This is a genomic window from Planococcus sp. APC 3906 (assembly GCF_030407685.1).
GTDB classification, from domain to species: Bacteria; Bacillota; Bacilli; order Bacillales_A; family Planococcaceae; genus Planococcus; species Planococcus koreensis.
The window spans coordinates 21,823-46,001 of the sequence record NZ_JASDCW010000011.1 but is presented as its reverse complement, the minus strand read 5'-3'; the positions used below and the strand labels follow the sequence as shown (position 1 = coordinate 46,001).

Here is a 24,179-nt window from a genome sequence, read left to right as displayed (position 1 = left end):
CTGTGGGCGACGAACAAGCTTTTGTCTATGACAGTATGTATCCCGTAGCTCGATTTTTATACGAAACCATGCCGAATTACACGATAGCAGGATATGCGCTCTTTGCAGTGATCTTTCTGCTATCTGCGTTCGTCTATAAACTCGGGTTTGCAAAAAAACTATCCGTCGGAAAAAATGCTGTGATTGCTTTGTTTCTGCTGGCTGGAGGTTTAGGGCTGACGTTCTTAGCCTTTTTCCTGCCGGTTGTGGAAGGCCTTGTAATCGCCGCAATGATTCTGATCTTGTATAAAATCCGCCTTTGGCGCGAAAAACGCGAAAACGCTGCATCTCATTGAGACGCAGCGTTTTTTGCGTTGTTGGAACTTTATAAACATAAAAACGGTCCATCTCATTGAGATGAACCGTTTTTGCGTTCGAATGTTTTATACAGTACGGGGAGCGCCATTGCGTAAGTCAAGTGGGCGAAAACCCAATACAAGATTGCTCCAGCGTCAGTGAAGCCTGGCACATCTTCCCGGATGGCCATAGCGGACAAAGGGAAGTAAAGCAGATAGAACGGGATGCTCATGGCCAAACTCAGCAGCACCAGCTGCCCGAACGAATGGGGGCGGCGTTTTGCCAAGTAGACATAAACGATGCCGATGATAAGAGAGATGATGATGTGGAAAGCGAACTCCACAGGCTCTGGCCAATTGATGGGGCCGATAAGCGGTATGAAGTCAACGTTCAATAGAAGGGTGTAGACTTGTTCGCCTGTTACAGCCTGAATCCATTTAAGGAGCAGCCCAAGGAGCAATCCGCTCCAAAAGCCGATCCAGATGCCTTTAAGCACTTTCATCAAAAGTCATCCTCAATTCTTCTGGAGCTCCGGTAAAAATGGAACTTTCCGGTAGCAATCCGCTGTTTTGTCCGTTCCGTGATCCGGTCATGGCATTTTTTGCACATATGGGTATGAATGGGCCGGTTGCGGAGTCTTTTTGCTTCAAGCGTATCGTCGACCAGTTCTTCGATGGTATCACAGATAACACATTGCACACGCATGGTGAATCCTCCTATTCGACCCGGATCGCTAAAATGTCCGTAATGGGGTTGTCTTTGTTGGCGCCGTCCGGCAGCAGCACATGGACAGGGCCGTCTTCTTTCAAAGGCTTGCCTTTTTCGCTGAATTTGAAGATCAGTTCTTGCGCTTCTGAGATTGGAAATGCGTGCTCGCCATGCGCGGTTTCAAATACGACAGTGCTTGCGCCAGCTTCCGGTTCTGCATTTTTCAAAAATGGAGCGAATTTCATGCCGAAAGTGCCTGTCAGCATTTCGTTTTTTTCCGCTCTTTTGTATGTCTTTTCCGAATTCAAGGTCGGCGGCACCGTTGCGCCTTCCATGATTTCACGCGACCAGTGTTCACCCATGCCGCGTTTGTATTCTTCCAGCTCATCTTTTTCAATATGTTCTTCCGTAAAATAGGTTTCCAAATTGAGCTTGCGGTCATCAAAAATCCAGACCGTAGGATCCAGAGTCAATTTGAATTTAACTTCTCCTTTGAAAGGTACAATAAATTCCATCCTGAAAACCTCCATTAAATATAACTCTTTTATCAGTATACCGTTTTCTGGCAAAATCCTAAAGGGATTAATTCCACACTGGAAAGAGGCTTGCAATTTCACCTGTGAAAAGATACACTTTAAACAGGTTAATAGAGATAAATATCAATTAATGGGGGAGTCCTCATGGAAAATACAGAAGAACAAACTTACCAATTGAAGGCATTGGATCTCCTGAGAGCCGATGCTGAAAAAATAGAGCATTTGATAAAAGTCCAAATGGACAACCTGACTTTGCCTTCTTGCCCGTTATATGAAGAAGTGCTCGATACGCAGATGTTCGGCTTGTCGAGGGAAATCGATTTTGCTGTCAAACTGGGGCTGATTGACCGCGAAACCGGCAAAAACCTAATGGACACGCTGGAGAAGAAACTTTCAATCCTCCACGACGCGTACACAAATAAATGACTTAAAACTCAAACGACTTTTGTTTGAGTTTTTTTACTAATCCAGAAAAAAGAGGTCTTAAAACATGAAACAATACATCAAAAGATACGCAAAAAACTTCGATTACCCTTTATTCTTTGTATACATAGCTTTAACCTTGTTCGGTCTGGTAATGATCTACAGCGCCAGCATGGCTTGGTCGGTCAATTATTACGGTGATGATCCAGACCGCTTCTACATACAGCAATTGATCAATCTGTCATTGGCGTTTCCCGTTTTTGCGGTAGCAGCGCTATTCCCGTATAAGCATTTCAGCAAAAAATGGATGCTTATGACCATACTTGCGGTCATCTTTCTCGGTTTGGTGCTGGTTCACTTCATCGGCTACGCAGCTGGTGGGGCGCAAAGCTGGATCAACCTCGGTTTTGCCAATATCCAGCCGTCCGAAGTGGCGAAAGTGGGCATCATTTTCTATCTTTCAGGTGTTTTTGCCAACAAGTACAAAAACGGCAACATCAATAAACTAAACGAATCTGTGGCACCGCCGGTCATTATACTGACACTCGTGCTATTGTCGGTGTTCTTAGAACCCGATCTTGGATCGATGATGATCATCGGCGCTGTCGGCCTTGCCGTGATGGCAGCAAGCGGCATTCAATTCAAATTCTTTGCGCGGCTCGCGGCGATTGTCGTCGGGGCATCCGCAATATTCATCTTGCCGATCATGATTTTTGCTTCGGACATGATTTTTACTGAAAAAAGGCTTGGCCGCCTTGATGCATTCTTTAACCCGTTTTCCGATGAGCTTGGTTTCGGCCTGCAAATAGTCAACGGCTACCTGGCAATCGGCTCTGGGGGCCTCAGTGGCTTAGGCCTTGGGCAATCCATCCAGAAACTCGGGTATCTGCCTGAACCCCACACTGATTTCATCATGTCAGTCATCGCAGAAGAACTTGGTGTCTTTGGCGTGCTTTTTGTGCTTGGCGGATTGGCGTTTATCGTTTTGCGCGGTTTATCAATTGCTATGACAACGAAAGACCCGCTGGCCCGTATGCTGGCTACCGGGGTCTCAAGCATGATCGGCATTCAGGCATTCGTCAATTTAGGAGGCATGACCGGGCTGATCCCACTAACCGGTGTTACGCTTCCATTTATCAGCTATGGCGGAACGTCCGTAATTTTGTTATCGTTAGCTATGGGAGTATTGATGAATGTCTCCATGTTCCACAGATTTGAAAAATCCAAAAAGTAAAGGGTGTGCTGCGGTGTGAAGACGATTAATAAAATCTTAGTAGCCAATCGCGGAGAAATTGCAATACGGATTTTCCGCGCGTGTACAGAACTGAATCTTCGGACAGTTGCGATTTATTCGCAGGAGGACAGCGGTTCGTATCATCGTTATAAAGCAGATGAATCTTATTTAGTCGGCAAAGGCAAAAAGCCGATCGACGCTTATCTGGATATCGAGGACATTATCCGTATCGCAAAAGACTCTGAAGTAGATGCGGTTCACCCAGGTTATGGTTTTTTATCTGAGAACGTTCACTTCGCACGCCGGTGTGAAGAAGAAGGGATTGTTTTCATCGGCCCGACTTCACGCCACTTGGACATGTTCGGGGATAAAGTCAAGGCCCGCGATCAAGCGATTGCAGCTGGCATACCGGTTATTCCAGGTACAGACGGCCCTGTAGAATCGTTGGCGGAAGTGGAAGAATTCAGCAAAACAGCAGGTTTCCCATTGATGATTAAAGCATCACTAGGAGGAGGCGGCCGCGGCATGCGGATCGTCAGAAACCAGGAAGAACTGGCATCAGCGTATGAGCGCGCTAAATCGGAAGCGAAAGCCGCTTTCGGCTCAGACGAAATGTACGTAGAGAAATTCGTCGACAAACCAAAACATATTGAAGTCCAAATTCTAGGGGATGCAGAAGGCAACGTCGTCCATTTGTATGAGCGCGACTGTTCCATTCAGCGCCGCCATCAAAAAGTAGTCGAGATTGCTCCTTCAAATTCCATCAGCAACGAACTGCGCAACCGCATTTGTGACGCAGCAGTGAAATTGATGAATAATATCGATTACATAAATGCAGGAACAGTAGAGTTCCTTGTGGCAAACGAAGAATTCTTTTTCATCGAAGTCAATCCACGTATCCAAGTGGAGCACACGATCACCGAAATGGTGACGGGCATTGACATCGTCCATGCGCAGATAAAAATCGCCATGGGTTATAGCCTCCACAGCCCGGAAATTGCGATTCCTTTGCAGCAAGATATCCCATTATTCGGTTTTGCCATCCAATCCCGCGTTACGACGGAAGATCCGTTGAACGACTTTATGCCAGACGCCGGGAAATTGATGGTCTATCGTTCAGGCGGCGGCTTCGGTGTCCGGCTGGATGCGGGGAATGGTTTCCAAGGAGCGGTCATTACGCCATTTTACGATTCTTTGCTCGTGAAATTGTCGACATGGGCTGTGACGTTCAAAGACGCAGCAGCTAAAATGGACCGCAATCTCCAGGAATTCCGTATTCGCGGAATCAAAACAAATATCCCTTTCCTGGAAAATGTTGTAAAACACCCAAACTTCCTAAAAGGGGAATTTGATACAAGCTTTATTGATTCGACTCCTGAATTGTTCATCTTCCCGGTCCGCAAAGACCGCGGCACGAAATTGCTGAACTATATAGGCAATGTGACAATCAACGGATTCCCGGGAATCGAGAAGAAGAAAAAACCGATTTTCGCGTCTCCAAGGAAGCCGGCAATCGACATTACAGCGGCACCGCCTGCAGGTACGAAACAGATTCTTGATGCACAAGGCCCAGAAGGATTGGCAAAGTGGATCCACGAACAAAAAGACGTTCTTTTGACAGATACAACATTCAGGGATGCCCATCAATCCTTGCTGGCGACGCGGGTGCGTTCACACGATATGTTCTCTATCGCCAAAGAAACCGCGCATTTGCAGAATGATCTATTCTCAATGGAAATGTGGGGCGGGGCAACATTCGATGTTTCGTACCGTTTCTTGAAAGAAGATCCTTGGCAGCGTTTGATCAAATTGCGCGAACAGGTGCCGAACGTATTGTTCCAAATGCTGTTCCGCGGTGCGAATGCTGTCGGTTACAAAAATTACCCGGATAATGTCATCCGTGAATTCGTCCGCAAATCCGGTGATGCCGGAATCGATGTTTTCCGTATATTTGATAGCTTGAATTGGATCAAAGGTATGGAAGTGGCGATTGATGAAGTCCGCCAATCAGGGAAAGTGGCTGAAGCGGCAATTTGTTACACGGGCGATATCCTTGACCCAAGCCGTGACAAATACACGGTTCAATATTATAAGGATATGGCAAAAGAGCTGGAAGCTGCTGGTGCCCATATTCTGGCGATCAAAGACATGGCTGGATTGCTGAAGCCTGAAGCAGCGTACCGCCTCGTTTCAGAATTGAAGGATACTGTATCGTTGCCGATTCATCTTCATACGCATGATACGAGCGGGAACGGCATCTACTTGTATTCGAAAGCGATCGAAGCAGGTGTGGATATCGTTGATACGGCTCTTGGCACGATGGCCGGATTGACTTCCCAACCGAGCGCGAATTCATTGTATTACGCAATGAAAGGCAGCGGTCGTGAAGTGAGAACCGATGTCCAGGCACTCGAAAAATTATCCCATTACTGGGAAGATGTCCGGAAATACTATGGCGATTTCGAAAGCGGCATGAACAGCCCACATTCGGAAATCTACGTCCATGAAATGCCGGGCGGCCAGTACAGCAACTTGCAGCAGCAAGCAAAAGCGGTTGGACTGGGCATGCGCTGGGAAGAAGTGAAAGAAATGTATTCCCGCGTCAACCTATTATTCGGTGACGTGGTGAAAGTTACACCATCTTCTAAAGTGGTGGGGGACATGGCATTATTCATGGTCCAGAATGACCTGAACGAAGAAACAGTGCTGACTCGCGGAGAAACAATCGACTTCCCGGACTCGGTCATTGAATTTTTTGAAGGCTATATCGGGCAGCCTCACGGCGGATTCCCGAAAGAGCTGCAGGCAGTCATCTTGAAAGAACGGAAGCCAATCACTGTCCGTCCTGGCGAATTGCTGGAGCCTGCGGATTTTGACAACATTGAAAAAATACTGTTTGAGAAATTAGGACGGCAAGTTACTAGCCATGAAGTTTTGGCTTATGCCTTGTACCCGAAAGTTTTTGAAGAATATACAGCGACGAACCAGGAATTCGGTGATGTTTCCGTTTTGGACACATTGACCTTCCTATATGGCATGAGACTCGGCGAAGAAATAGAAGTGGAAATCGAAAAAGGGAAGACATTGATGATCAAGATGGTATCAATCGGAGAACCCCAAAAAGACGGACACCGTACAATCTATTTCGAGCTGAACGGCCAGCCGCGTGAAGTCAATATCCAAGACATGACAATTGAAGCTGATACACTTGCTCGCCCGAAAGCAGACATGAAGAACGAAACGCACATCGCGGCAACTATGCCAGGCACTGTCTTGAAGGTAGTGGCGGAAGTTGGAGCGAAAGTGAAGCGCGGCGACCACTTGCTTGTTACAGAAGCAATGAAGATGGAAACGACCGTACAAGCTCCGTTCGACGGCATTGTTAAAGAAATCAATGTCAGCGCAGGCGAAGGCATTTCAACAGGAGATTTACTGATTGAAATGGAAAGAGCTTAAAATGCATTTCACTGAACCTGTACTAAAAAGCAAACTCAGCTAACACATTAAAGAAAAAGGCGCCGCCATCCACGTATCAGTGGATGGCGGCGCCTTTGCTTATTTTAAGATTTTTTGACTCTGCTGCGGGATACGAGGAGCACCATGTAGCAAAGCAATCCGAACAACAGTGAAATCAGCAGCGAATGAAGAAGCGCAACTGCCAAATTCAATTTGGTCAGCACCACCAGCATGCCAGTCGTCGCCTGCAGCATCACAATGATGAAAGCTGTGATCCAGCCCCAATAAATCGCGCGCTGGTCCTTATAATTCTTGAACGCGTGCCACGCAATGTAGCCAAGCCAGATGACGATTAAACCGGCTGCCGCCCTATGACCCATTTGGACCCATTCAAACATATTGTTCGGCAAGGCGAACTGATCATTGCGGCACAGCGGCCAGTCGGAACAAATCAGGCTCGCTTCCGTGTGGCGCACAAGCGCACCGGTATAAACGACGATGTAAGAATACAAGGTAACTGCGATCGTGTGGAACTTCAGCTTGTTGCCAATAGCAATACGGTCTGTGTCGAATTTTCGATCCACTTCAAAAATGAGCAGTGTCAGCAGCAAAACTGACGCAAAAGAGATGAGCGAGATGCCGAAATGCAAAGCTAAGATAAAGTCGCCTTGTCCCCAAAGGACTTGGGCTGCTCCGATCAATGCCTGGAGAATTAAAAAGAATACTGCCGTGGCAGCCAAAAATTTTGTTTCCCGGATATGGCCGTATTTGATCCATGACCAAACGCCGAGAATCAGGATTAAAATGCCGACTGCGCCCGTGACGAGCCGGTGGGAAAATTCAATGAGAACTTCTGCAGTGATTTCATCTGGAATCAGTTCACCGTTGCAGCTTGGCCATGAACGTCCGCAGCCCATTCCGCTGTCGGTCTTAGTCACGAGCGCGCCGCCCAGCAAAATGAGAAGCATGCCGATCGTTGCGGCCACCGCAAACCATTTTAGATATTTACTTTGTTGCAAGGATGCCACCTACTTTTTTCTATAGAAAACTTTTATAATATGTCCGTTGCCTGCATACTCGATAATAGCGAAAGTTATTGAAAAACACAACGGAAAATCAGCGATAGCGGAAACTTTCAAGATTTGGACATATTAAATGAGTCCTTCACAAACTGTTCAAAAACAAATCTTTTTCTATCTTAAAATAACGTGAATACTCATGTATGATAGGAGGAGCGTATTTCTGTGACAAATTACATGAAAATCATCGCTTTTATCAGGAAATTTCAGTTATATGTAGAAAATGGACTGGAATTTAGATATAGTTATGGTTAGCGGAGTATGCTTACAACTTTGAAAGGAGGGAGTTATATATGTCAAATGGCCGGTCTTTGTCTGCAGAAGCCCATCAGGCACCTGAAACGACCACATTTATGAAAGATTTTCTCGCTTTGATAAAAATCGGAATCGTAAATTCGAATTTAATAACGGTATTTACCGGTTTGTGGTTGGCTTTTCAGTTTTCCGATAGGCATTTTCTGCAGGAGTTGGACATCCTGGTTTATACGCTAGTCGGTTCAGCATTGATAATCGCTGGTTCTGCTGCAATGAATAATTACATTGATACAGATATCGACCCGTTAATGGCGAGCAAAAGGTCCCGTCCGACTGTAACAGGGAGATTCAAGCCGTCTGCTGTATTGGCGCTCGCTTTATCTTTCATCGTTTTAGGCGAAGTGTTTTTGTTCTCTGCTTCTGTATCAGCTGGTATTCTGGGTATTGCAGGAATATTGGCGTACGTCGTCATTTATTCGATGTGGTCAAAGAGAAAGCACGTCAGCAACACAATAGTGGGGAGCGTTTCGGGAGCCATCCCGCCGCTTATCGGCTGGGCTGCAGTTGAACCGGCTCTCGGAATGGGCGCCTGGGCATTGTTCTTAATCATGTTCGTTTGGCAGCCGCCGCATTTTTATGCATTGGCTATGAAACGCACAGAAGAATACCGCGCAGCGGGCATTCCGATGCTGCCGGTTGTCAAAGGCTTCCACCGCACCAAAAAATCCATGCTTGCATGGGTTTTACTGTTATTCCCTCTTCCATTCCTGTTAATGGATCTCGGAATAAGCTTTATCATCTTGGCGACATTGTTGAATCTCGGATGGTTAGCTCTTGCCATCAAGGGCTTCAAAGTAAAAGATGATTTGAAATGGGCGAAAACGATGTTCATCTATTCGTTGAACTATATGACCATCCTATTTGTATCGATGATCATCTTCGCTGTTTTCGTCTAGTTCCAGCATTTTAAACAAATTCATTTAATTGAGAGAGGGGTATGAAAAGCTATGAAAAAAGGGCTCAAAAATTGGCGTCTCTTCGCTTTGTTGACAGCTTTGCTTGTCTTTCTGTCAGGATGCGGGCGTGAAGAAATCTCTACATTATTGCCTGCTGGCGAAGTAGCAACCGATCAATTCAATTTATTGATCCTTTCATCAGCCGTAATGGCGTTTGTCATTCTTGTCGTTACTGTCATCTATGTTTTGGCAATCGTAAAATTCCGCCGCTCTAAAATTGGCGAAGACGTGATTCCCGAGCAAGTTGAAGGAAGCGCGAAACTTGAATTCATATGGACAGCTATTCCTATTGTGCTGCTTTTGATTTTAGCTGTTCCAACGGTCTATTCCACATTCGATCTTGCGGATACGTCAACAATGGACGTAGCGGCAGAAGACGGAAGCATGTCCAACCTGACTGTTAATGTAAACGCTAAATTGTACTGGTGGGAATTCGAATACCCAGAACAAGGCATCGTCACTTCACAGGAATTAGTTGTTCCGACAGGTGAAAGAGTTTACTTCAATCTGCTTGCTGCAGACGTTAAACACTCTTTCTGGATTCCTTCAATCGGCGGGAAATTGGACGCTAACCCTGAAAACGTCAATACATTCTACTTAACGTTCGATAAAGAGTCTTCTGAACTTGAAGATGGAGTCTTTTACGGCAAGTGCGCAGAGCTTTGCGGCCCTTCCCACGCTTTGATGGACTTTAAAGTTAAATCGCTAAGCCCGGAAGATTTTGAGCTATGGGTAGCTGCTATGCAAGAGGAAGCAACACCTGCAGAAGGCGAACTTGCTCAACAAGGCGAACAGCTTTTCACTGAGAAAACTTGTATCGGGTGCCATGCGACAACGGGAGTTGGAACTGGCGGAAAACCTGGTCCGAACGTAGCAACATTCGGCGACCGCAACCGCGTAGCTGGATTTTTAGAACATAACGAAGAAGAAGTTAAAAACTGGATTTCTGATCCACAAAAATATAAGCCAGGCAACTTGATGCCTAGTCCGGAATCTTTGAACAATGGCGATCCATTCTCAGAGCAAGAGCTTGATGCGCTTGCTGCTTACTTGATGAGTTTGTCAGTTGAAGAGTAAAAGAATCGGAGCTTAAAAAAGGGAGGTATACATTGTGAGTTCTATTGCTCAGAAAAAGGGCTTCGGTGCTACCGTTTGGGACTATTTAACAACAGTAGACCATAAGAAAATCGCGATTCTGTATTTTATCTCCGGGGGATTGTTCTTCGTAATCGGTGGTATCGAAGCGATGTTGATCCGAATCCAGTTGATGAAAGCCGGAAATGATTTCTTAAGCGCCGGACTTTATAACGAAATAATTACAATGCATGGTACGACCATGATTTTCTTGGCCTCGATGCCATTATTGCTCGCATTCATGAATGCCGTTATGCCTTTGCAGATCGGCGCCCGTGACGTAGCATTCCCGTTTTTGAATTCACTCGGGTTTTGGCTATTCTTCTTCGGCGGTATTTTCCTGAACCTTTCATGGTTCTTAGGTGGAGCGCCGGATGCTGGTTGGACAAACTACGCTTCTCTAGCTATGGCTTCAGAAGGGCACGGAATCGATTTTTACACACTTGGTTTAACAATTTCCGGATTCGGTACGCTGATTGCAGGGATTAACTTCCTCGTGACAATCATTAATATGCGTGCTCCGGGCATGACTTACATGAGAATGCCGCTATTCACTTGGACGACTTTTGTCGCTTCAGCTTTGATTTTGCTGGCATTCCCGCCGTTAACAATCGGCTTATTCTTTATGGTATTCGATCGCCTATTCGGCGCAAACTTCTTCGATGTAACAATGGGAGGAAATACGATCATCTGGGAACACTTATTCTGGATTTTCGGTCACCCTGAAGTTTATATCTTGATCTTGCCGGCTTTTGGTATCTTCTCTGAAATCTTTGCGATTTTCTCGCGTAAACGCCTTTTCGGTTACACCGCATTAGTATTCGCAACGATTCTTATCGGTTTTTATGGCTTCATGGTATGGGCTCACCACATGTTCACAGTTGGTCTGGGGCCGACAGCTAACGCTGTTTTCGCTCTAGCAACGATGATCATTGCTGTGCCAACTGGTGTTAAAATCTTCAACTGGCTTCTTACGATTTGGGGAGGAAGCATCAGCTTTACGACGCCGATGCTATATGCAGTCGCATTCATCCCTTCGTTCACTGCAGGTGGAGTTACTGGTGTCATGCAAGCTATAGCGCCGCTTGATTACCAATTGCACGATTCTTACTTTATCGTAGCCCACTTCCATTACGTTATCGTCGGTGGTGTTGTTCTTGCGATTCTAGCAGGTACACACTTGTACTGGCCGAAAATGTTCGGGACTATGCTGAACGAAAAATTAGGGAAAGTGACATTCTGGTTCTTCTTGATCGGGTTCCACTTAACATTCTTCATCCAGCATTTCCTAGGGCTGATGGGTATGCCACGCCGTGTTTACACGTTCGGAGCTGACCAAGGCTGGGATGCTTACAACATGATCAGTTCTGTCGGTGCTTTGTTCATGGCAATCGGTGTAATTGTTCTTGTAATCAACGTTATCTTGACAACTGTTAAAAACGAACGTGTCGGCAACGACCCATGGGGCGATGGCCGTACGTTGGAATGGGCTATCCCATCTCCGCCGCCATTCTATAACTTCCCACAAACTCCTTTAGTGCGTGGACTTGACCCTTATTGGATCGAGAAAATGGAAGGCAATAAAGAAGGTATGGTCTACGCAGAACCGTTAGGCGACATCCACATGCCGAATGGCTCAATTATTCCGCTTGTCATTTCTTTCGGTATGTTCGTAGCTAGTTTCGGTGCTATGTACCATATGGACGGCGATAAAGCATGGGCTCTTCCGGTCCTTGTTATCGGATTAGTGATTACTTTCGGTTCAATGCTCGTGCGTTCACTGAAAGATGATCTTGGTTTCTACATCACGAAAGAAGAATTGCTGAGAGATGCTAAAGGGGGCAATAAAGATGGATCTAAATAAAAAATATACCCCTCAAACGTGGCCGGACCATCCGGAAACGGCAACACTCGAAGGTAAAAACAAATTCGTGGGATTCTGGCTTCTGCTTGCTGCAGAGACTGTAACGTTCGCATCTTTATTCGCCACTTACCTGGCGCTTAAAGATAAAGGGCCTAGCGGTATGGAGTTCACAGCTTCTGGCTTGTTCGAACTTCCATTGGTTTTCGCAATGACGATGATTCTTTTGACATCATCGCTGACAAGTGTTTATGCAATGTACCACATGAAAAACCATAATTTCAAAGCGATGCAGGCTTGGTTGGGCATAACAGTCCTTTTGGGCTTAGTGTTCCTAGGACTTGAAATTTACGAGTTCAACCATTATGTTCACCTTGGCTTCGGCTATACGAACAGTGCCTTCAGTTCAGCGTTCTATACGCTGGTCGGAACGCACGGAGCTCACGTTTTGTTCGGTTTGAGCTGGTTCATCGCATTGATGCTCCGCAACGCTAAACGCGGCTTGAACATGTACAACGCACCAAAATTTTATTTAGCCGCATTATACTGGCATTTCATTGACGTAGTATGGGTATTTATCTTTACTGTAGTCTATTTGATGGGAGTGATCGGTTAATATGGGACACGACGTTCATACACCTACAAGATCACGTTCTGAGTACGAATACCTCAGACGCCAACGTTCTAAAGAAATGCGCGGCCAATTGACGTCATTTGCGATCATGATTTTCTTGACTTTGATCGCCTTTACGACAGTTTCCGCGGGCTTCTCGCCTTACTTGATTGTGCCAATCATTCTTTTATTGGCTGCAATCCAAGTAGTCTTGCAGCTTTATAATTTCATGCATTTGAGCAATAAAGGGCACGGCATGGTCGCATTCTTTATGTTCAGCGGCATGTTCGTAGCATTCATCACGGTCCTTACCTTTGTAACGATCATCTGGTGGTAAGACTGAATCCCTTCATCTTCATTGATGAAGGGGTTTTTTCTTGCTGTCTGGGAGGTATTGGCAGCCTCTCTTTTTTCAATTGTCATAGTTCGTTCATTGATATACCAAGCCTGGGGCTATATAATGGGGGTACTTGAGTTAAAAGGGAGGTCTACAGGGATGCCAATCAGTATATTTGGATTTCAGGCTTTATGGAGTCCGGTTTACTTGGGAATTCTCGTATTGATTACGATATTCTATTTTTTAGTTACGATAAAATGGCGGGGCAAGTTTAAAGACAACGAACCTCTAAAGCCTAGAGAACCGATTCTTTTCGTTTCCGGCATGTTGCTGATGTACGCCATCAAAGGCTCACCGATTGATCTGCTGGGGCATATCGTCTTCTCGATGCACATGGTGCAGATGGCGCTGTTGCTGTTGTTGATACCGCCGTTATTGATTATGGGTATACCAACGTGGATATGGCGCCCATTCGTCAATCTGCCAGTTGTTAAACCGATTTTCAATTTCTTTTCGAAGCCGATGCTGGCATTGATCTTGTTCGGGATGGTATTTTCGTTCTATCACATTCCGCTGGTTTTCGATTTTGTAAAATCGGATACGATGCTCCATGCCCTCGCGCATCTTATTTTGTTTGTTTCTGCTATATTTTATTGGTGGCCAGTGGTCAACAATCTCGAAGGAACGTACCGTTTCCACGGTTTGAAAAAACTGGCGTATCTGTTTGGGCTCAGCGTACTTATGACACCGGCTTGCGCATTGATCATTTTCAGTGGCAATCCATTTTACATGACTTACACGGACGGGGAAGCTTGGCTGCAGGCTATGGCATTATGTGTACCTACAGGGACGTTGTCGCAACTGAACTTATCAGGGCCGGAATTGTTTTCGCCGATGTCTGCATTGGAAGATCAACGCACGGGCGGCATCATTATGAAAGTTTTGCAGGAGCTCGTTTTTACAGTCTTTCTATGGCTGGTGTTCTACGAGTGGCTTAGAAATGAAAACGATAATGCGGATGAAATTACCGCACAAGTACTGCAGGACCGGAAAGATATGGCGATGCACAGACATAATGCTTAATGAAGCAAAAGGGGATCAAGTGAATGAATTTGCCTTTATTACCAACTATTAGTACGTTTTTTATCGTTTTAAGCGCTGTACTTGTGGCGATTGGCTGGTACCTTATCAGCAAACGCAGAATCGAAGCACATAAGAAGTTCATGCTGGCTGCAGGAGTGTCTGCGCTGACATTCTTCATCATTTATGTGTCACGCACGTTATTCGTCGGCAACACCGCTTTCGGCGGCCCAGACGAACTTAAGATTTTCTACACGGTATTTTTGATCTTCCATATTACATTGGCTACAACTGGCGGGGTAATGGGCCTTTATACAATTTGGCTCGGTTTAAAGAACCGTTTGGACAAGCACCGTAAAATTGGTCCGATCACAAGCATTGTCTGGTTTTCCACGGCAATCACAGGAGTAGCGGTTTACATGCTGCTTTATGTTATCTACGAAGGCGGCCACACGACTTCCGTATTTAAAGCAATTCTGGGCGGATGAAAAGAAACAGCTTGAGAGAAGTCGTTGATTTCTCCCAAGCTGTTTTATTTATGAGCTTAATGAATACTTTCAGTACGTGAAAACTAAAAAAAGCGCTGTCCCGGAATGCCTATTTCAAGGCTTCCGGGACAGCGCTTTTTATATAGTTAGCTTAAATTTTAAAATCGACTTTGATCATTCCGGACTCACGGGCGGATGTGAACAGGATGACGATCAGTGGGCCGATGAAGAAACCAAGAAAACCGAAAAGCTGCAAGCCGATATACATGGCGATCAAGGTTGCAAGAGGGGAAAGGCCAATTTGCGTGCCCATCACTTTCGGTTCAACAGTTCTCCGGATCACCAGCAGTATGAGTGCCAGAATAGCTAATTTCGTTCCTAGGACTACATTTCCAATGATGAATTGATAGATGAACCAAGGAGCCAAAACAATGATCGATCCGAGAATTGGAATGAAATCGATAAGCCAGATGAACAATGACATCGGCACCGCATACTCAGGAATGATGATGAGGAGCCCGATGAGTGTGACGATAAAGATAAGAACGCTCACCAAAAACTGAGCCTTCAGGAATCCGAAGATTACATGGTTCAGCCGAGCAGCCATGAATCGAACTTTTTCTGCAGTGCTTTCCTTTAATCGCTTAAACAGTAATTCTTTCAAGTTTAGCAATTCCAGCATGAACAGGAATAGCGCAATCAGGAAAACGATGAAACTGACAAGAAATGTGGGAATCCCTGTTAAGAGATTGGTAACCGTATCATAGTTAACGATGGTCAGAAACCAATCACGGATTCCTTCCAAAAAGCTTGCCAATTCCGTTTCAATGGAAGAAACCACTTCAACCGGCATGTCTTCGGTAGAGCGCAGGAAGAAACTTTGGACTTCGTTCCACATCTCAGTCAACGAGTTGGCGTATTCAGGCACCATTTTAGTAAATTGGATAATTCTGCCGATCAACTGTGTAACGGTCCAGTATAAGATGCCGGAAACCGCCAGTACAAAGAAAATGAAGACAGTAATGACGGATGTTTTTCGATGCCATTTAAACCGGTTTTGCACGAAAGTGACAAGCGGTTCAAGGAAAATAGCTGTCAGCAATGCGATGATGAGCGGAATTGAGATGGGCAATATGTATACGGAAATCACGATAAGCACCGCAATAACAATCACAGTAGTAAATATGCGTTTATTGAGCCACTTAGACACAGCAATCCTCCTAAAAAGTTCTTATATTATTATAGCAATAATGCGGATTCCCAAATAGGTCATTTCTGAAAAAATTAACCTTTATTTTTTGTTCGCAAGAGAAGAGAAGGTGGATATAGAGAGCTGCTGCTGGCAACAGGTAAATAAAAACCGCAGTTCGTGGTGAACTGCGGTTTCGCATTATGCTTTGATGATGAAGCTTTCAAGATCTGTTCTGATCGCTTTTAACACTTCAGTGCTGGATTTGATCAAATGTTCTGGGAAGTGCTCGTCTTCACCGTATTCCACACCGTGCGGATAATAATGTTTGCCGATTACCGGCTTCATGACGTGGACGATTGCATCATTTGAATCGATATCGCCTTCAACGGCATAAGCGAATACCCGAAGGTAGAAAGTGCCTTCACGAATCATGAATTTACGATCGAAAGTTACACGCTCGTAATCCCATTGGCCTTCTTTAGTCATACCATGTTTTCTCATAATGTCGTCTAGTAGAGCAAAGTCTACTCGAATGTCCTCAAGTCCTGTATTTTCAAAATACATAGGATCTCCTCCTCAATATCATAACTGACTATACGCTTCTTTAATAATAGATGAAAATAATGCTTGTTGCAATGGCTAGATTGTGTCAGAATACAGACGGCTGTTATAATTATCTATATAAGGTTAACTAAAGAAGCAACTTATTGAACGCCGCTCCAGACGCTTTGGGCAGAGCAAAGACGATTGCTCCTGCGCAAGCTCGTCGCAAAGGAGTTGCCAAAAGTAAATGGCACCTCCTTGGCTCTCGCCATGAGCCGAGAAAATCACTCGTCTCATAGCTTCGCCTAGCCCCTTGACGCGCCTCCGCTAAGGGATATCTCGATATGGAGAAAAACAGCGGAGACGCCTGCGGGAAAGCGAGACAGCCGAGACCCCGCAGGGAGCGAAGCGAGCGAGGAGGCTTGGCGCTCGCCCGCGGCAAGCGTAGCTGTTTTTCTCCATATCGACTATTAAAAATGACCAGTTGAACTTAATATAAAATAGTAATTAAGGAGATGATCGATTGAAGGACTTAGTGCGCATCATGATTTTTCTGTCGGTTATCCTGATTGTCTTCTTTTATTTTGATTCTTCCATAGAAGAAAATGATTTGCTTGAAGCGCCGGTCCCTCAAGATCCGCTGCCGGCCGATGATTTGGTGGAAAACCCGTTGGAGCTTGAACGCCCATCCCAAGGGCTGTCGACGTATATCGGACTGCCTGCAGAAGAGTGGCTTGCCGATTATGGTGATCCGTCGCGCAAAGAGCCATCGGCATTCGGCTATGAATGGTGGGTTTATAACCAGTCGTATTCCAGTTATTTGATGGTCGGCGTCAAAGAAGGGGAAATTGTCCAAGTATATGCGGCAGGAAAAGCAGCACAAGTGGAGCCATATACCATCGGACAGACGCTTGATGATTTGTACCGCTTTACAATAGTAGAAAACGAAATATCGGTAAAATACGATGATAGCATTTTTACATTCAATTTGGGGCCTGAAGATTTGGATAGGCGTTTACTGATCCGATTTGAAAAAATCTATGCGCAGCTTTATATCGATGAGGAAGACCGCATTCTTGAAGCTGTGAGGTTTATGGATGCAGAAACGCTTGTCAGGCACCAGCCTTATGACATGATGTTCACAGGCGACTTGCTGCCGGTCATCAAACCTTCCTCAACCCAGCAGCAATCAATCGATGCTGCAAACGCTAGACAGATTATCGACATGACCAATGTCTACAGAATCCACCACGAATTGGTCCCGCTGGATGAAAATATGGCTGCCAATGAACTTGCCCAGACACATAGCGAGAATACCGCAAAGAAAAGTTTTTCTTCCGGCCAGGAAGTCGAACTGGAAAGTCTGAACGTTCGGCTTAAGAACGCCGGCATCGGTTTTGAGGAGGCTGCTGAAAATACAGCGTTCCAATATTTTGACGCAGCTGAAGCCGTACATGGCTGGATTAATTCGCCGGACCATCGCAAGGCCTTATTATCGGACCGTTTTGATGAAATCGGGGTGGGTGCGTTCGGAAAATACTATACCCAGATCATGCTGAAACCTCCAGAAGAAACCGCAGAAGCGGAGTGACGGCAAGTCAGCCCTCTGCGGGAACAAGAAAAAATGAACCGGTTGCAGTCGCAATGTGCTTACCGCCGGATTCGAAAATATTGCCTTCGACTACCATCGTATGCCGGCCTTGGCGAATCATCTTTGCCTCGGCTTTGATTTCGTTTTCTGTCGCTACAGCCAAATAATGAATCGTTAAGTTTGTTGTAACCGCAGCCATCCCATCAGCGCATTTGCTGTTGGCGAGCGTACCCATGGCGGTGTCCAAAAGAACCGCCAAAATGCCGCCGTGTGGAATGGCGATATTATTATGGATAAAAGCGGTATTTGGAATGGAAACAATGCTTTTTTCAACAGACGTTTCACGTTTCATGTTTAAGCTGGCACTCAAATAAGTGTTGAATTCGCCTTGTTGCTTTTTCTCGAAGTTTTCCAAAAAATCGGCCAGGATGTTTAAGTCGTCCGGTGTGCTGCTGTCTAAAATACGCTGGAATTGGTTTGTAAGATTTTCCATGGGACAGTCCTTTCGCTATGTATGAATATGATGGGATTTCTGCTATTATTGAAATGTAGAGGAGGAATTCAATATGTTCATGACCTATGAATGGGTTCAAATTACTGACTCTGCAGAAGAGTTGAGCGAACTGATTTTACAATCGGAGCAGGCGGAAACGTATCGCCAAGCTTACCGTGATGTATATAATGATAAAAATCTTGCAGATGAAATCCAAGCTTTTGCAAGGTTGAAAGACCAATATGAAGAAGTTCAACGCTTCGGCAAATACCATCCTGAATACAGCAGGGTGATGAAACAAATCCGTGTCGACAAGCGGAGAATCGACTTGAATGAACAAGTCGCTGCGCTGCGCTTTGCGGAGAACGATTTGCAGGATCTGATGGACCAAGTGAGCTTCATCATCGGCCGCTCGGTTTCAGAAGCCGTAAAAATCCCTTCAAGCAACCCATTTTTCTCATCCGATTCGTCTTGCGGCAGCGGGTGTGGAACGGGTGGAGGCTGTTCGTGTTCAGCTTAGAGCCATAATTATAAAAAAATGTGCAGCGTCTCCGCTGCACATTTTTTTATTGGATTTAATTGTTTTCAGCGTCTTTAACGGTTTGTAGGGCAATGTCCGGGCGGTCTGTAATGATGCCTTTTGCGCCGGCTGCGACTAGAGTCTTGATGGCTTCCGGTTCGTCGATCACCCAATAATGGACAGGAACATTCAGATTCGACAGAAAAGCGATGAAACGCGGCAAATCCAATCGGAACATCGAAGACTTAACCGGAATTTGGAAAACGTCCGCTTTCGGCTGGTACAAATGGCCAAACTGGCTATTAAAGGCAGCATAAGCTTTCCGGACTTCATTTTCGCCAGCGCCGATAGCGACGCTGTTTTGTGCGTATAAATTGAAGCGGTCAATTTGCTCGTCGAAGAAGCTTGTGACAACTACCCGGTCATGCACGCCAAGCGAATCGATCAAACGCCAAAGTTTAGAAGGAATCAAACTTCCTTCGTAGGTTTCTGGCGAATCTTTCATATCGATGTTGATCCACATGTCCGGGAATTTTTCGATCAATTCCTTCAACGTGACAATCGTTTCGCCTTTTCCACGGTAAGGGTTATTTTCTTTATCATCTGCAAAGCGGTAGCCCAGGTCCAGCTTGCGCAGTTCAGGCAAAGCCAGATCGGCAACGCGCCCAGCTCCATCTGTCGTACGGTCGAGGAATTCGTCATGGAAAACGATGATTTCTTCGTCTTTCGTCAGTCGGATGTCGATTTCAAATCCATCCACTCCAAGTTCGGCGGATTTGGTGAAGGCGGCCATCGAGTTTTCGGGAGCGATTGCGCTGCCCCCGCGGTGTGCCAATATGGCCGGTGTTGTATATGTGAGCACTTTTTTGCCAGGGCGCACCTGGGGAGTTGCGATTGCCTTAGAGCCAGCCCATGCGGCAGCTCCGACTGCGACGGCAGCAATTCCTATTTTTGTCTTTTTGCCCATGCGGATAAGAAACCCCCTTGAAAATTCTACTAAAACTATTATAGCGAATCCGGTATGTGAATGTCATTTTTAAATGAGCACGGGCATTGTGGGCATGCCTGCTGCGAGGATTTCCTCAGTTGCGGCTTTTTTCTTACCTATGGTATTGTAGAAGTTAAGAAAAGAGGGATGATTATGCATGATCGCCAAGGCCTCATCGTTTATGTGCATCATTTAAAGCAAGCAAAATCATTGCGGAAATTCGGGCATGTCCATTTTATTTCCCGCAAATTGAAATATGTTGTGCTGTATATGGATCAGGATGTTATTGAAAGCACTAAAACCAAATTATCAAAATTGCCCTACGTCAAGCTGGTGCTTGAATCGCAGCGCCCGTTCCTGAAAACCGAATACGAAAACGCCAAGCCCGATAAGGCGAAGGAATACGATTATAAGATCGGCCTGTAATTATTGCATCGGTGGGATATAATGGTTCAACCGCAAAATAGCGATCAAATGGCTGAAATAAAACCGTTTTTCGCCGTAGGCCGAAGAATGTTTCACATCCATCTTAATCGGCGTATGGCCCAGTGCCTTGACAGCCTCTTCAAAAATTTCGAGGCGTTTTGAGTTTTCTGGAATGCCCTCCCGGCAAATGTAGATCGGCATGAAACCGCCTTGTGCAGTCGGTTCAAATGCAGCAGCCACAGATAATGTGGATTTGCCGTCGTGCTGTTCTGAAACAAATATAAAACCGTGTTTGAAACGGTGTGAATTTGTTGTGATGAGTTCACGGAGTTCGAAGATATCTCCGTATCCTTCTCCTAATTCGATAAAACGCTGTATCATAAAACCACGTCCTTTCCAAAAACCATTTTACCATTAAGCACATTCTTTTCATAAGAAAATCAGTAAATAAGAGGCGATAAAATGCGTGTTGTAGCAGGATCAGTAAAAGGGATTCCGCTGAAAGCGGTTCCGGGCACTACAACTAGGCCCACGACAGATAAAGTGAAAGAATCGATTTTCAATATGATCGGGCCGTTTTTTGACGGCGGCATCGCGCTGGATCTATTTGCAGGGAGCGGGGGGCTGGGAATCGAAGCGTTGAGCCGCGGCATAGACCGTGTGACGTTCACCGATAAAGACCGCAAAGCCATTGAAACCATCAATGCGAATCTGGAGAAGACCAGGCTTGCCGAGCGTGCGGACGTCTTCAAAGCAGACGCGGAGCGGGCGTTGAAAGCGATGCAAAAAAACGGTCTCCAAGCCCGCCTGTTGTTCCTTGACCCGCCTTACCACATGGAAAAGGCTTACGGTTTGATGGATAAAGCTGCAGAACTCGGCTTAGTGACTGAAGATGCTATTGTGGTATGCGAACATGACCGGGATGTGGAATTGAACGACCGCACCCGATTTTTCGAACGTTTCAAAAAAGAGCTCTATGGCAACACCATCATTTCAATTTACCGTTTTAAAGGGGAAGAGGGAGAAAAGTTTGAGTAAAATTGCAGTTGTGCCAGGAAGTTTTGATCCGATTACGATGGGCCATTTGGATATCGTCAAGCGGGCTGCCGCTATTTTTGACGAAGTCAGAGTGGTGGTCATGAATAATTCTTCGAAAAATCCATTGTTCTCGGTCGAGGAGCGCATCGCATTGATCAGTGAAGTGACAGATGCCATTCCAAACGTCAAAGTCGATTCATTCGGAGGCTTGCTCATCGATTATGCGATTGAAGTCGAAGCCAAGGCCATTATCAGAGGGCTGCGCGCTGTGTCTGATTTCGAATACGAAATGCAAATCACTTCGATGAACCGGTTTTTAAACGAAAACATTGAAACTTTGTTTATGATCTCAGGCAACCAATATTCTTTCCTGAGCTCAAGCATAGTCAAAGAAGTGGCCAAATATCGCGGCAAAATAACGGGCCTTGTACCGCCAGCAGTTGAAAAAGCCTTGAAACAGAAGTATCAATAAGCCACGGCATACGTGGCTTTTTGTCATTTAGACTGCAAGGGGGAAGAAATCGATATGAAAAAGAAAAAATTGGCGTTTTTCGCCATTATTGTCGCTTTGGCAGTTTTGCTGTCATCGTATCCGCTGGACTCCTACATTACACGGCCAGGCGGTGCGTATGAATTAGGTCCGCTTGTGGAAGTGGCCGGCGGGGACGAAGACGACGAGGGGACGCTCAGCTTGATGACCATCTCGCTGCTGAAGGCGACACCGGTTTTATATGCCTTCGCCAAATTCCAGGACGGCTATAAAGTCATGCCGGCGGATCAAGTCAGAAGTCCGCATGAAAGTGATGAAGAATACAATGTCCGCCAATTGAAAATGATGGCGGATTCCCAGGTCAATGCGCTGCAAGTGGCGTTCGACATTGCAGACAAGCCTTACGAAGTGACGAATAACGGCGTTTACGTTATGACCGTTCTCGAAGGCGGAGCAGCTGATGGGATTCTTGAAGCCGGAGACCGCGTCATTTCAGTGGATGACAATCAATTCAGTACACAAGAAGAGTTTGTCAAATACTTGAGCGGCCAGGAAGAAGGCCAACAAGTGGAACTTGTATACGAGAGGGAAGACCGTGAAATCACGGACACAGTGGAACTGGCTCCATTGCCGACTGACCCTGAGCGCATCGGGATCGGCATCGCATTTGTTGAGAACAAGGAAATCACCACAAATCCGGAAGTGACGATTGACTCGGAAAAAATCGGCGGCCCTTCCGCCGGCTTGATGTTCACGCTGGAAATCTTGAACCGGCTGCTTGATGAAGATATCACCAAAGGCTATGATATTGCCGGAACGGGCACGATGGAAAGCGACGGTACAGTCGGGCGCATCGGAGGCATCGATCAGAAAGTAATTGCCGCCGACAACCAGGATATTGAAATTTTCTTTGCTCCGGATGATGTAACTGAAGGTGCGACGGAATCCAATTATGCGCTGGCCAAAAAAACGGCAGAAAAAATAGGCACCGACATGGAAGTGGTGCCCGTTAAAACGATTGAAGAGGCTATGGACTACCTAGAAGAGCTTCAGCCGAAATAAATCGGCGGCGTCGTGTATTCGCGCTTCAAGTTGTCTGCGCCAAGCCCGAGAAAATACATGGAACTGGCATGAATATCGATTTCCCCCATCGGATCGGCCAAATCGGCGGCACGGCTGATGAGTGGGAGGCCGATATTCTTTTTTTGTCCATTCAAGTAATGGCGTCCCGTTTCCGACATCCCCAAAAGCCGCAAATAGGATGGCCCTTCGAATGACCGGAGCTGGTCCCACGTGAACCCTGTATAGATGTGCGTGAGCATGCGTTGAATCCGGGTGCGGGTGTAGCGCTTTGATTTAACACGATTAATAAATCCTTCGAATGTGGGCTCCTTTTTCGCCGATTCGAAAATCAGGTATTCAATTCCTTCCGCAACTTCCGAGAAACGTTTTATATTTTGAGGGCGTTCTTTCAGGATGCTATAGCGCAGCAACGGATAAAATTGGGGCCAGCTGCCAAAAGCGCCATAGTCATCGTGAAAAGCTTTCAAGGCTGCAAGGGAAGGGATGGGCAGGTGATTTTCAATCCCTTCCAGGGAGCCTTCTTCGAAAAAAGCGCGCCGGATGCCAGTGGCGCTCGCGATGGTTGAGTCTGTATGAATCGGATCATGGTAGCCGGCGGCGATCCGCTGGATGGTCAAAGGCTTGATGGTGGAGCCGCTTTTTTGGGCAGCCTCAATATAATGAAAGCCCAAAATATTATTCGGTTTCGCCAAATCGGCAAATCCGCTGCGAGAACCGGTGAGGCGGTGGTAAGCTTCGTTCAACGCCTTTGGATAGCTGATACCGGTTTGGACGGCTTCATGAATCGAGCGTTCATAAGTATCACGCTGGCTGTCCAGCAGCTCCCAAGTTTTCAAAAAAGGTTCGATAGAGCCTTCTTCGCTGCCGAAACAGAAAGATTCACAGCCTGCAGCTCCCAACAGCTCAATCGCGCCTTTTGCAAAATCGGACGCCTGTGCGGTTGCATAGACATATGGCAATTCGAAGACGATATCGATTCCTGAGGCAAGCGCCATTTCCGTCCGCGCCCATTTATCAGCGAACGCCGGCTCGCCGCGCTGAAGAAATTGCCCGCTCATTACGGCAATCACCACATCTGCGCCAGCCTTCTGCCGTGCTTGCTGCGCGTGGTACAAATGGCCGTTGTGAAACGGATTATATTCAACAACAATGCCTGTAGCTTTCATTTAATTCTCCCCTTTGGTAAACTTACAATACAGTTTACTGATATCAGGTACACCCTGACAAGATTTTATCTTGACATCCTTTTCTGTACATTA

Annotated in this window: 27 protein-coding genes; 17 read left to right on the top strand and 10 right to left on the bottom strand. The window is 46.0% G+C overall.

Features of this window, described 5'->3' with window-relative positions; genetic code table 11:
- Positions 1-35: 35 nt before the first annotated feature.
- Positions 36-335, top strand: a complete 300-nt coding sequence (locus tag QMA09_RS08330) for a YlaH-like family protein (protein ID WP_135500282.1) — start codon at positions 36-38, stop codon at positions 333-335.
- Between the two features lie 53 nt (positions 336-388).
- Here QMA09_RS08330 and QMA09_RS08325 read toward each other — a convergent pair whose 3' ends face one another.
- The 3 genes from QMA09_RS08325 to QMA09_RS08315 are packed head-to-tail and all read right to left on the bottom strand — an operon-like array spanning position 389 to position 1,559.
- Positions 389-838 (bottom strand): hypothetical protein, encoded by a 450-nt coding sequence (locus QMA09_RS08325; RefSeq protein ID WP_290212760.1) that lies wholly within the window; start codon positions 836-838, stop codon positions 389-391.
- Positions 838-1,041 (bottom strand): YlaI family protein, encoded by a 204-nt coding sequence (locus tag QMA09_RS08320; RefSeq protein WP_135500254.1) that lies wholly within the window; start codon positions 1,039-1,041, stop codon positions 838-840. The genes QMA09_RS08325 and QMA09_RS08320 overlap by 1 nt, the downstream gene beginning before the upstream one ends.
- 11 nt (positions 1,042-1,052) lie before the next feature.
- Positions 1,053-1,559, bottom strand: coding sequence for a peptidyl-prolyl cis-trans isomerase (locus tag QMA09_RS08315; RefSeq protein ID WP_290212759.1), 507 nt, complete (start codon positions 1,557-1,559; stop codon positions 1,053-1,055).
- A 165-nt stretch (positions 1,560-1,724) separates the two neighbouring features.
- On the opposite strand from QMA09_RS08315, the gene QMA09_RS08310 reads away from it, so the two are divergent.
- The 3 genes from QMA09_RS08310 to pyc all read left to right on the top strand — a co-directional run bounded on the left by QMA09_RS08310 (position 1,725) and on the right by pyc (position 6,693).
- The gene (locus QMA09_RS08310) at positions 1,725-2,006 is read left to right on the top strand and encodes an Fpa/YlaN family protein (protein ID WP_135500252.1); all 282 of its coding nucleotides are present in this window, start codon (positions 1,725-1,727) and stop codon (positions 2,004-2,006) included.
- 64 nt (positions 2,007-2,070) lie between these two features.
- Positions 2,071-3,237 (top strand): FtsW/RodA/SpoVE family cell cycle protein, encoded by a 1,167-nt coding sequence (locus QMA09_RS08305; protein ID WP_135500251.1) that lies wholly within the window; start codon positions 2,071-2,073, stop codon positions 3,235-3,237.
- 15 nt (positions 3,238-3,252) lie between these two features.
- A complete protein-coding gene (gene pyc / locus QMA09_RS08300) occupies positions 3,253-6,693 on the top strand; it encodes a pyruvate carboxylase (RefSeq protein ID WP_290212758.1) in 3,441 nt (1,146 codons plus the stop codon).
- 104 nt (positions 6,694-6,797) lie between these two features.
- Here pyc and QMA09_RS08295 read toward each other — a convergent pair whose 3' ends face one another.
- Entirely contained in the window at positions 6,798-7,712 is a 915-nt protein-coding gene (locus QMA09_RS08295) for a COX15/CtaA family protein (protein WP_290212757.1), read from the bottom strand.
- Positions 7,713-8,065: 353 nt separating this feature from the next.
- Between QMA09_RS08295 and cyoE the strand changes: the two genes are divergently transcribed.
- The 7 genes from cyoE (at position 8,066) to QMA09_RS08260 (ending at position 14,556) form a co-directional block, all read left to right on the top strand.
- Positions 8,066-8,983 (top strand): heme o synthase, encoded by a 918-nt coding sequence (gene cyoE, locus QMA09_RS08290; RefSeq protein WP_290212756.1) that lies wholly within the window; start codon positions 8,066-8,068, stop codon positions 8,981-8,983.
- Positions 8,984-9,034: 51 nt separating this feature from the next.
- Positions 9,035-10,120 carry a cytochrome c oxidase subunit II gene (gene coxB / locus QMA09_RS08285; protein ID WP_290212755.1) on the top strand — a complete coding sequence of 362 codons (1,086 nt, stop codon included), beginning with the start codon at positions 9,035-9,037 and terminating at the stop codon, positions 10,118-10,120.
- Positions 10,121-10,154: 34 nt separating this feature from the next.
- A complete protein-coding gene (locus QMA09_RS08280) occupies positions 10,155-12,041 on the top strand; it encodes a cytochrome c oxidase subunit I (protein ID WP_290212754.1) in 1,887 nt (628 codons plus the stop codon).
- The gene (locus tag QMA09_RS08275) at positions 12,028-12,654 is read left to right on the top strand and encodes a cytochrome c oxidase subunit 3 (protein ID WP_135500245.1); all 627 of its coding nucleotides are present in this window, start codon (positions 12,028-12,030) and stop codon (positions 12,652-12,654) included. The genes QMA09_RS08280 and QMA09_RS08275 overlap by 14 nt, the downstream gene beginning before the upstream one ends.
- A gap of 1 nt (position 12,655) precedes the next feature.
- A complete protein-coding gene (gene ctaF, locus QMA09_RS08270) occupies positions 12,656-12,988 on the top strand; it encodes a cytochrome c oxidase subunit IVB (protein WP_290212753.1) in 333 nt (110 codons plus the stop codon).
- A gap of 159 nt (positions 12,989-13,147) precedes the next feature.
- Positions 13,148-14,071: a cytochrome c oxidase assembly factor CtaG gene (gene ctaG, locus QMA09_RS08265; RefSeq protein WP_290212752.1), complete on the top strand. Its 924-nt coding sequence runs from the start codon at positions 13,148-13,150 to the stop codon at positions 14,069-14,071.
- Positions 14,072-14,094: 23 nt separating this feature from the next.
- Entirely contained in the window at positions 14,095-14,556 is a 462-nt protein-coding gene (locus QMA09_RS08260; protein WP_135500242.1) for a DUF420 domain-containing protein, read from the top strand.
- A gap of 151 nt (positions 14,557-14,707) precedes the next feature.
- Here the strand turns inward: QMA09_RS08260 and ytvI are convergent, their stop codons facing one another.
- Together ytvI and QMA09_RS08250 are read right to left on the bottom strand one after the other, a co-directional pair.
- Complete coding sequence (gene ytvI, locus QMA09_RS08255; RefSeq protein ID WP_135500241.1) at positions 14,708-15,766, bottom strand: sporulation integral membrane protein YtvI; 1,059 nt, start codon at positions 15,764-15,766, stop codon at positions 14,708-14,710.
- 180 nt (positions 15,767-15,946) lie between these two features.
- Complete coding sequence (locus tag QMA09_RS08250; RefSeq protein ID WP_135500240.1) at positions 15,947-16,312, bottom strand: YugN family protein; 366 nt, start codon at positions 16,310-16,312, stop codon at positions 15,947-15,949.
- Positions 16,313-16,814: 502 nt separating this feature from the next.
- Between QMA09_RS08250 and QMA09_RS08245 the strand changes: the two genes are divergently transcribed.
- On the top strand, positions 16,815-17,882 hold the full coding sequence (locus QMA09_RS08245) for a CAP domain-containing protein (RefSeq protein WP_290212751.1): 1,068 nt from the start codon (positions 16,815-16,817) through the stop codon (positions 17,880-17,882).
- Positions 17,883-17,889: 7 nt separating this feature from the next.
- On the opposite strand, the gene QMA09_RS08240 is transcribed toward QMA09_RS08245, so the two are convergent.
- Entirely contained in the window at positions 17,890-18,375 is a 486-nt protein-coding gene (locus QMA09_RS08240; protein ID WP_135500238.1) for a PaaI family thioesterase, read from the bottom strand.
- Between the two features lie 73 nt (positions 18,376-18,448).
- Here QMA09_RS08240 and QMA09_RS08235 point away from each other — a divergent pair, with 73 nt between their 5' ends.
- Positions 18,449-18,895: a YlbF/YmcA family competence regulator gene (locus QMA09_RS08235; RefSeq protein WP_135500237.1), complete on the top strand. Its 447-nt coding sequence runs from the start codon at positions 18,449-18,451 to the stop codon at positions 18,893-18,895.
- Positions 18,896-18,950: 55 nt separating this feature from the next.
- Here the strand turns inward: QMA09_RS08235 and QMA09_RS08230 are convergent, their stop codons facing one another.
- On the bottom strand, positions 18,951-19,862 hold the full coding sequence (locus QMA09_RS08230) for a glycerophosphodiester phosphodiesterase family protein (RefSeq protein WP_135500236.1): 912 nt from the start codon (positions 19,860-19,862) through the stop codon (positions 18,951-18,953).
- Positions 19,863-20,036: 174 nt separating this feature from the next.
- On the opposite strand from QMA09_RS08230, the gene QMA09_RS08225 reads away from it, so the two are divergent.
- Positions 20,037-20,309 (top strand): YlbG family protein, encoded by a 273-nt coding sequence (locus QMA09_RS08225; protein ID WP_135500235.1) that lies wholly within the window; start codon positions 20,037-20,039, stop codon positions 20,307-20,309.
- Here QMA09_RS08225 and QMA09_RS08220 read toward each other — a convergent pair whose 3' ends face one another.
- Positions 20,310-20,690, bottom strand: coding sequence for a DUF7147 family protein (locus QMA09_RS08220; RefSeq protein WP_135500234.1), 381 nt, complete (start codon positions 20,688-20,690; stop codon positions 20,310-20,312). It abuts the gene before it with no gap.
- Positions 20,691-20,771: 81 nt separating this feature from the next.
- Between QMA09_RS08220 and rsmD the strand changes: the two genes are divergently transcribed.
- Genes rsmD through QMA09_RS08205 form a run of 3 tightly spaced genes read left to right on the top strand, consistent with a single transcriptional unit; the run spans position 20,772 to position 22,899 of the window.
- Entirely contained in the window at positions 20,772-21,347 is a 576-nt protein-coding gene (gene rsmD / locus QMA09_RS08215) for a 16S rRNA (guanine(966)-N(2))-methyltransferase RsmD (RefSeq protein ID WP_290212750.1), read from the top strand.
- Positions 21,340-21,819, top strand: a complete 480-nt coding sequence (gene coaD / locus QMA09_RS08210) for a pantetheine-phosphate adenylyltransferase (protein ID WP_290212749.1) — start codon at positions 21,340-21,342, stop codon at positions 21,817-21,819. Before rsmD ends, coaD begins: the two co-directional genes overlap by 8 nt.
- A gap of 54 nt (positions 21,820-21,873) precedes the next feature.
- Positions 21,874-22,899, top strand: a complete 1,026-nt coding sequence (locus tag QMA09_RS08205; RefSeq protein WP_290212748.1) for a SepM family pheromone-processing serine protease — start codon at positions 21,874-21,876, stop codon at positions 22,897-22,899.
- Here QMA09_RS08205 and QMA09_RS08200 read toward each other — a convergent pair.
- Positions 22,887-24,086: a nucleotidyltransferase gene (locus tag QMA09_RS08200; protein ID WP_290212747.1), complete on the bottom strand. Its 1,200-nt coding sequence runs from the start codon at positions 24,084-24,086 to the stop codon at positions 22,887-22,889. The genes QMA09_RS08205 and QMA09_RS08200 overlap by 13 nt on opposite strands.
- Positions 24,087-24,179: the final 93 nt, after the last annotated feature.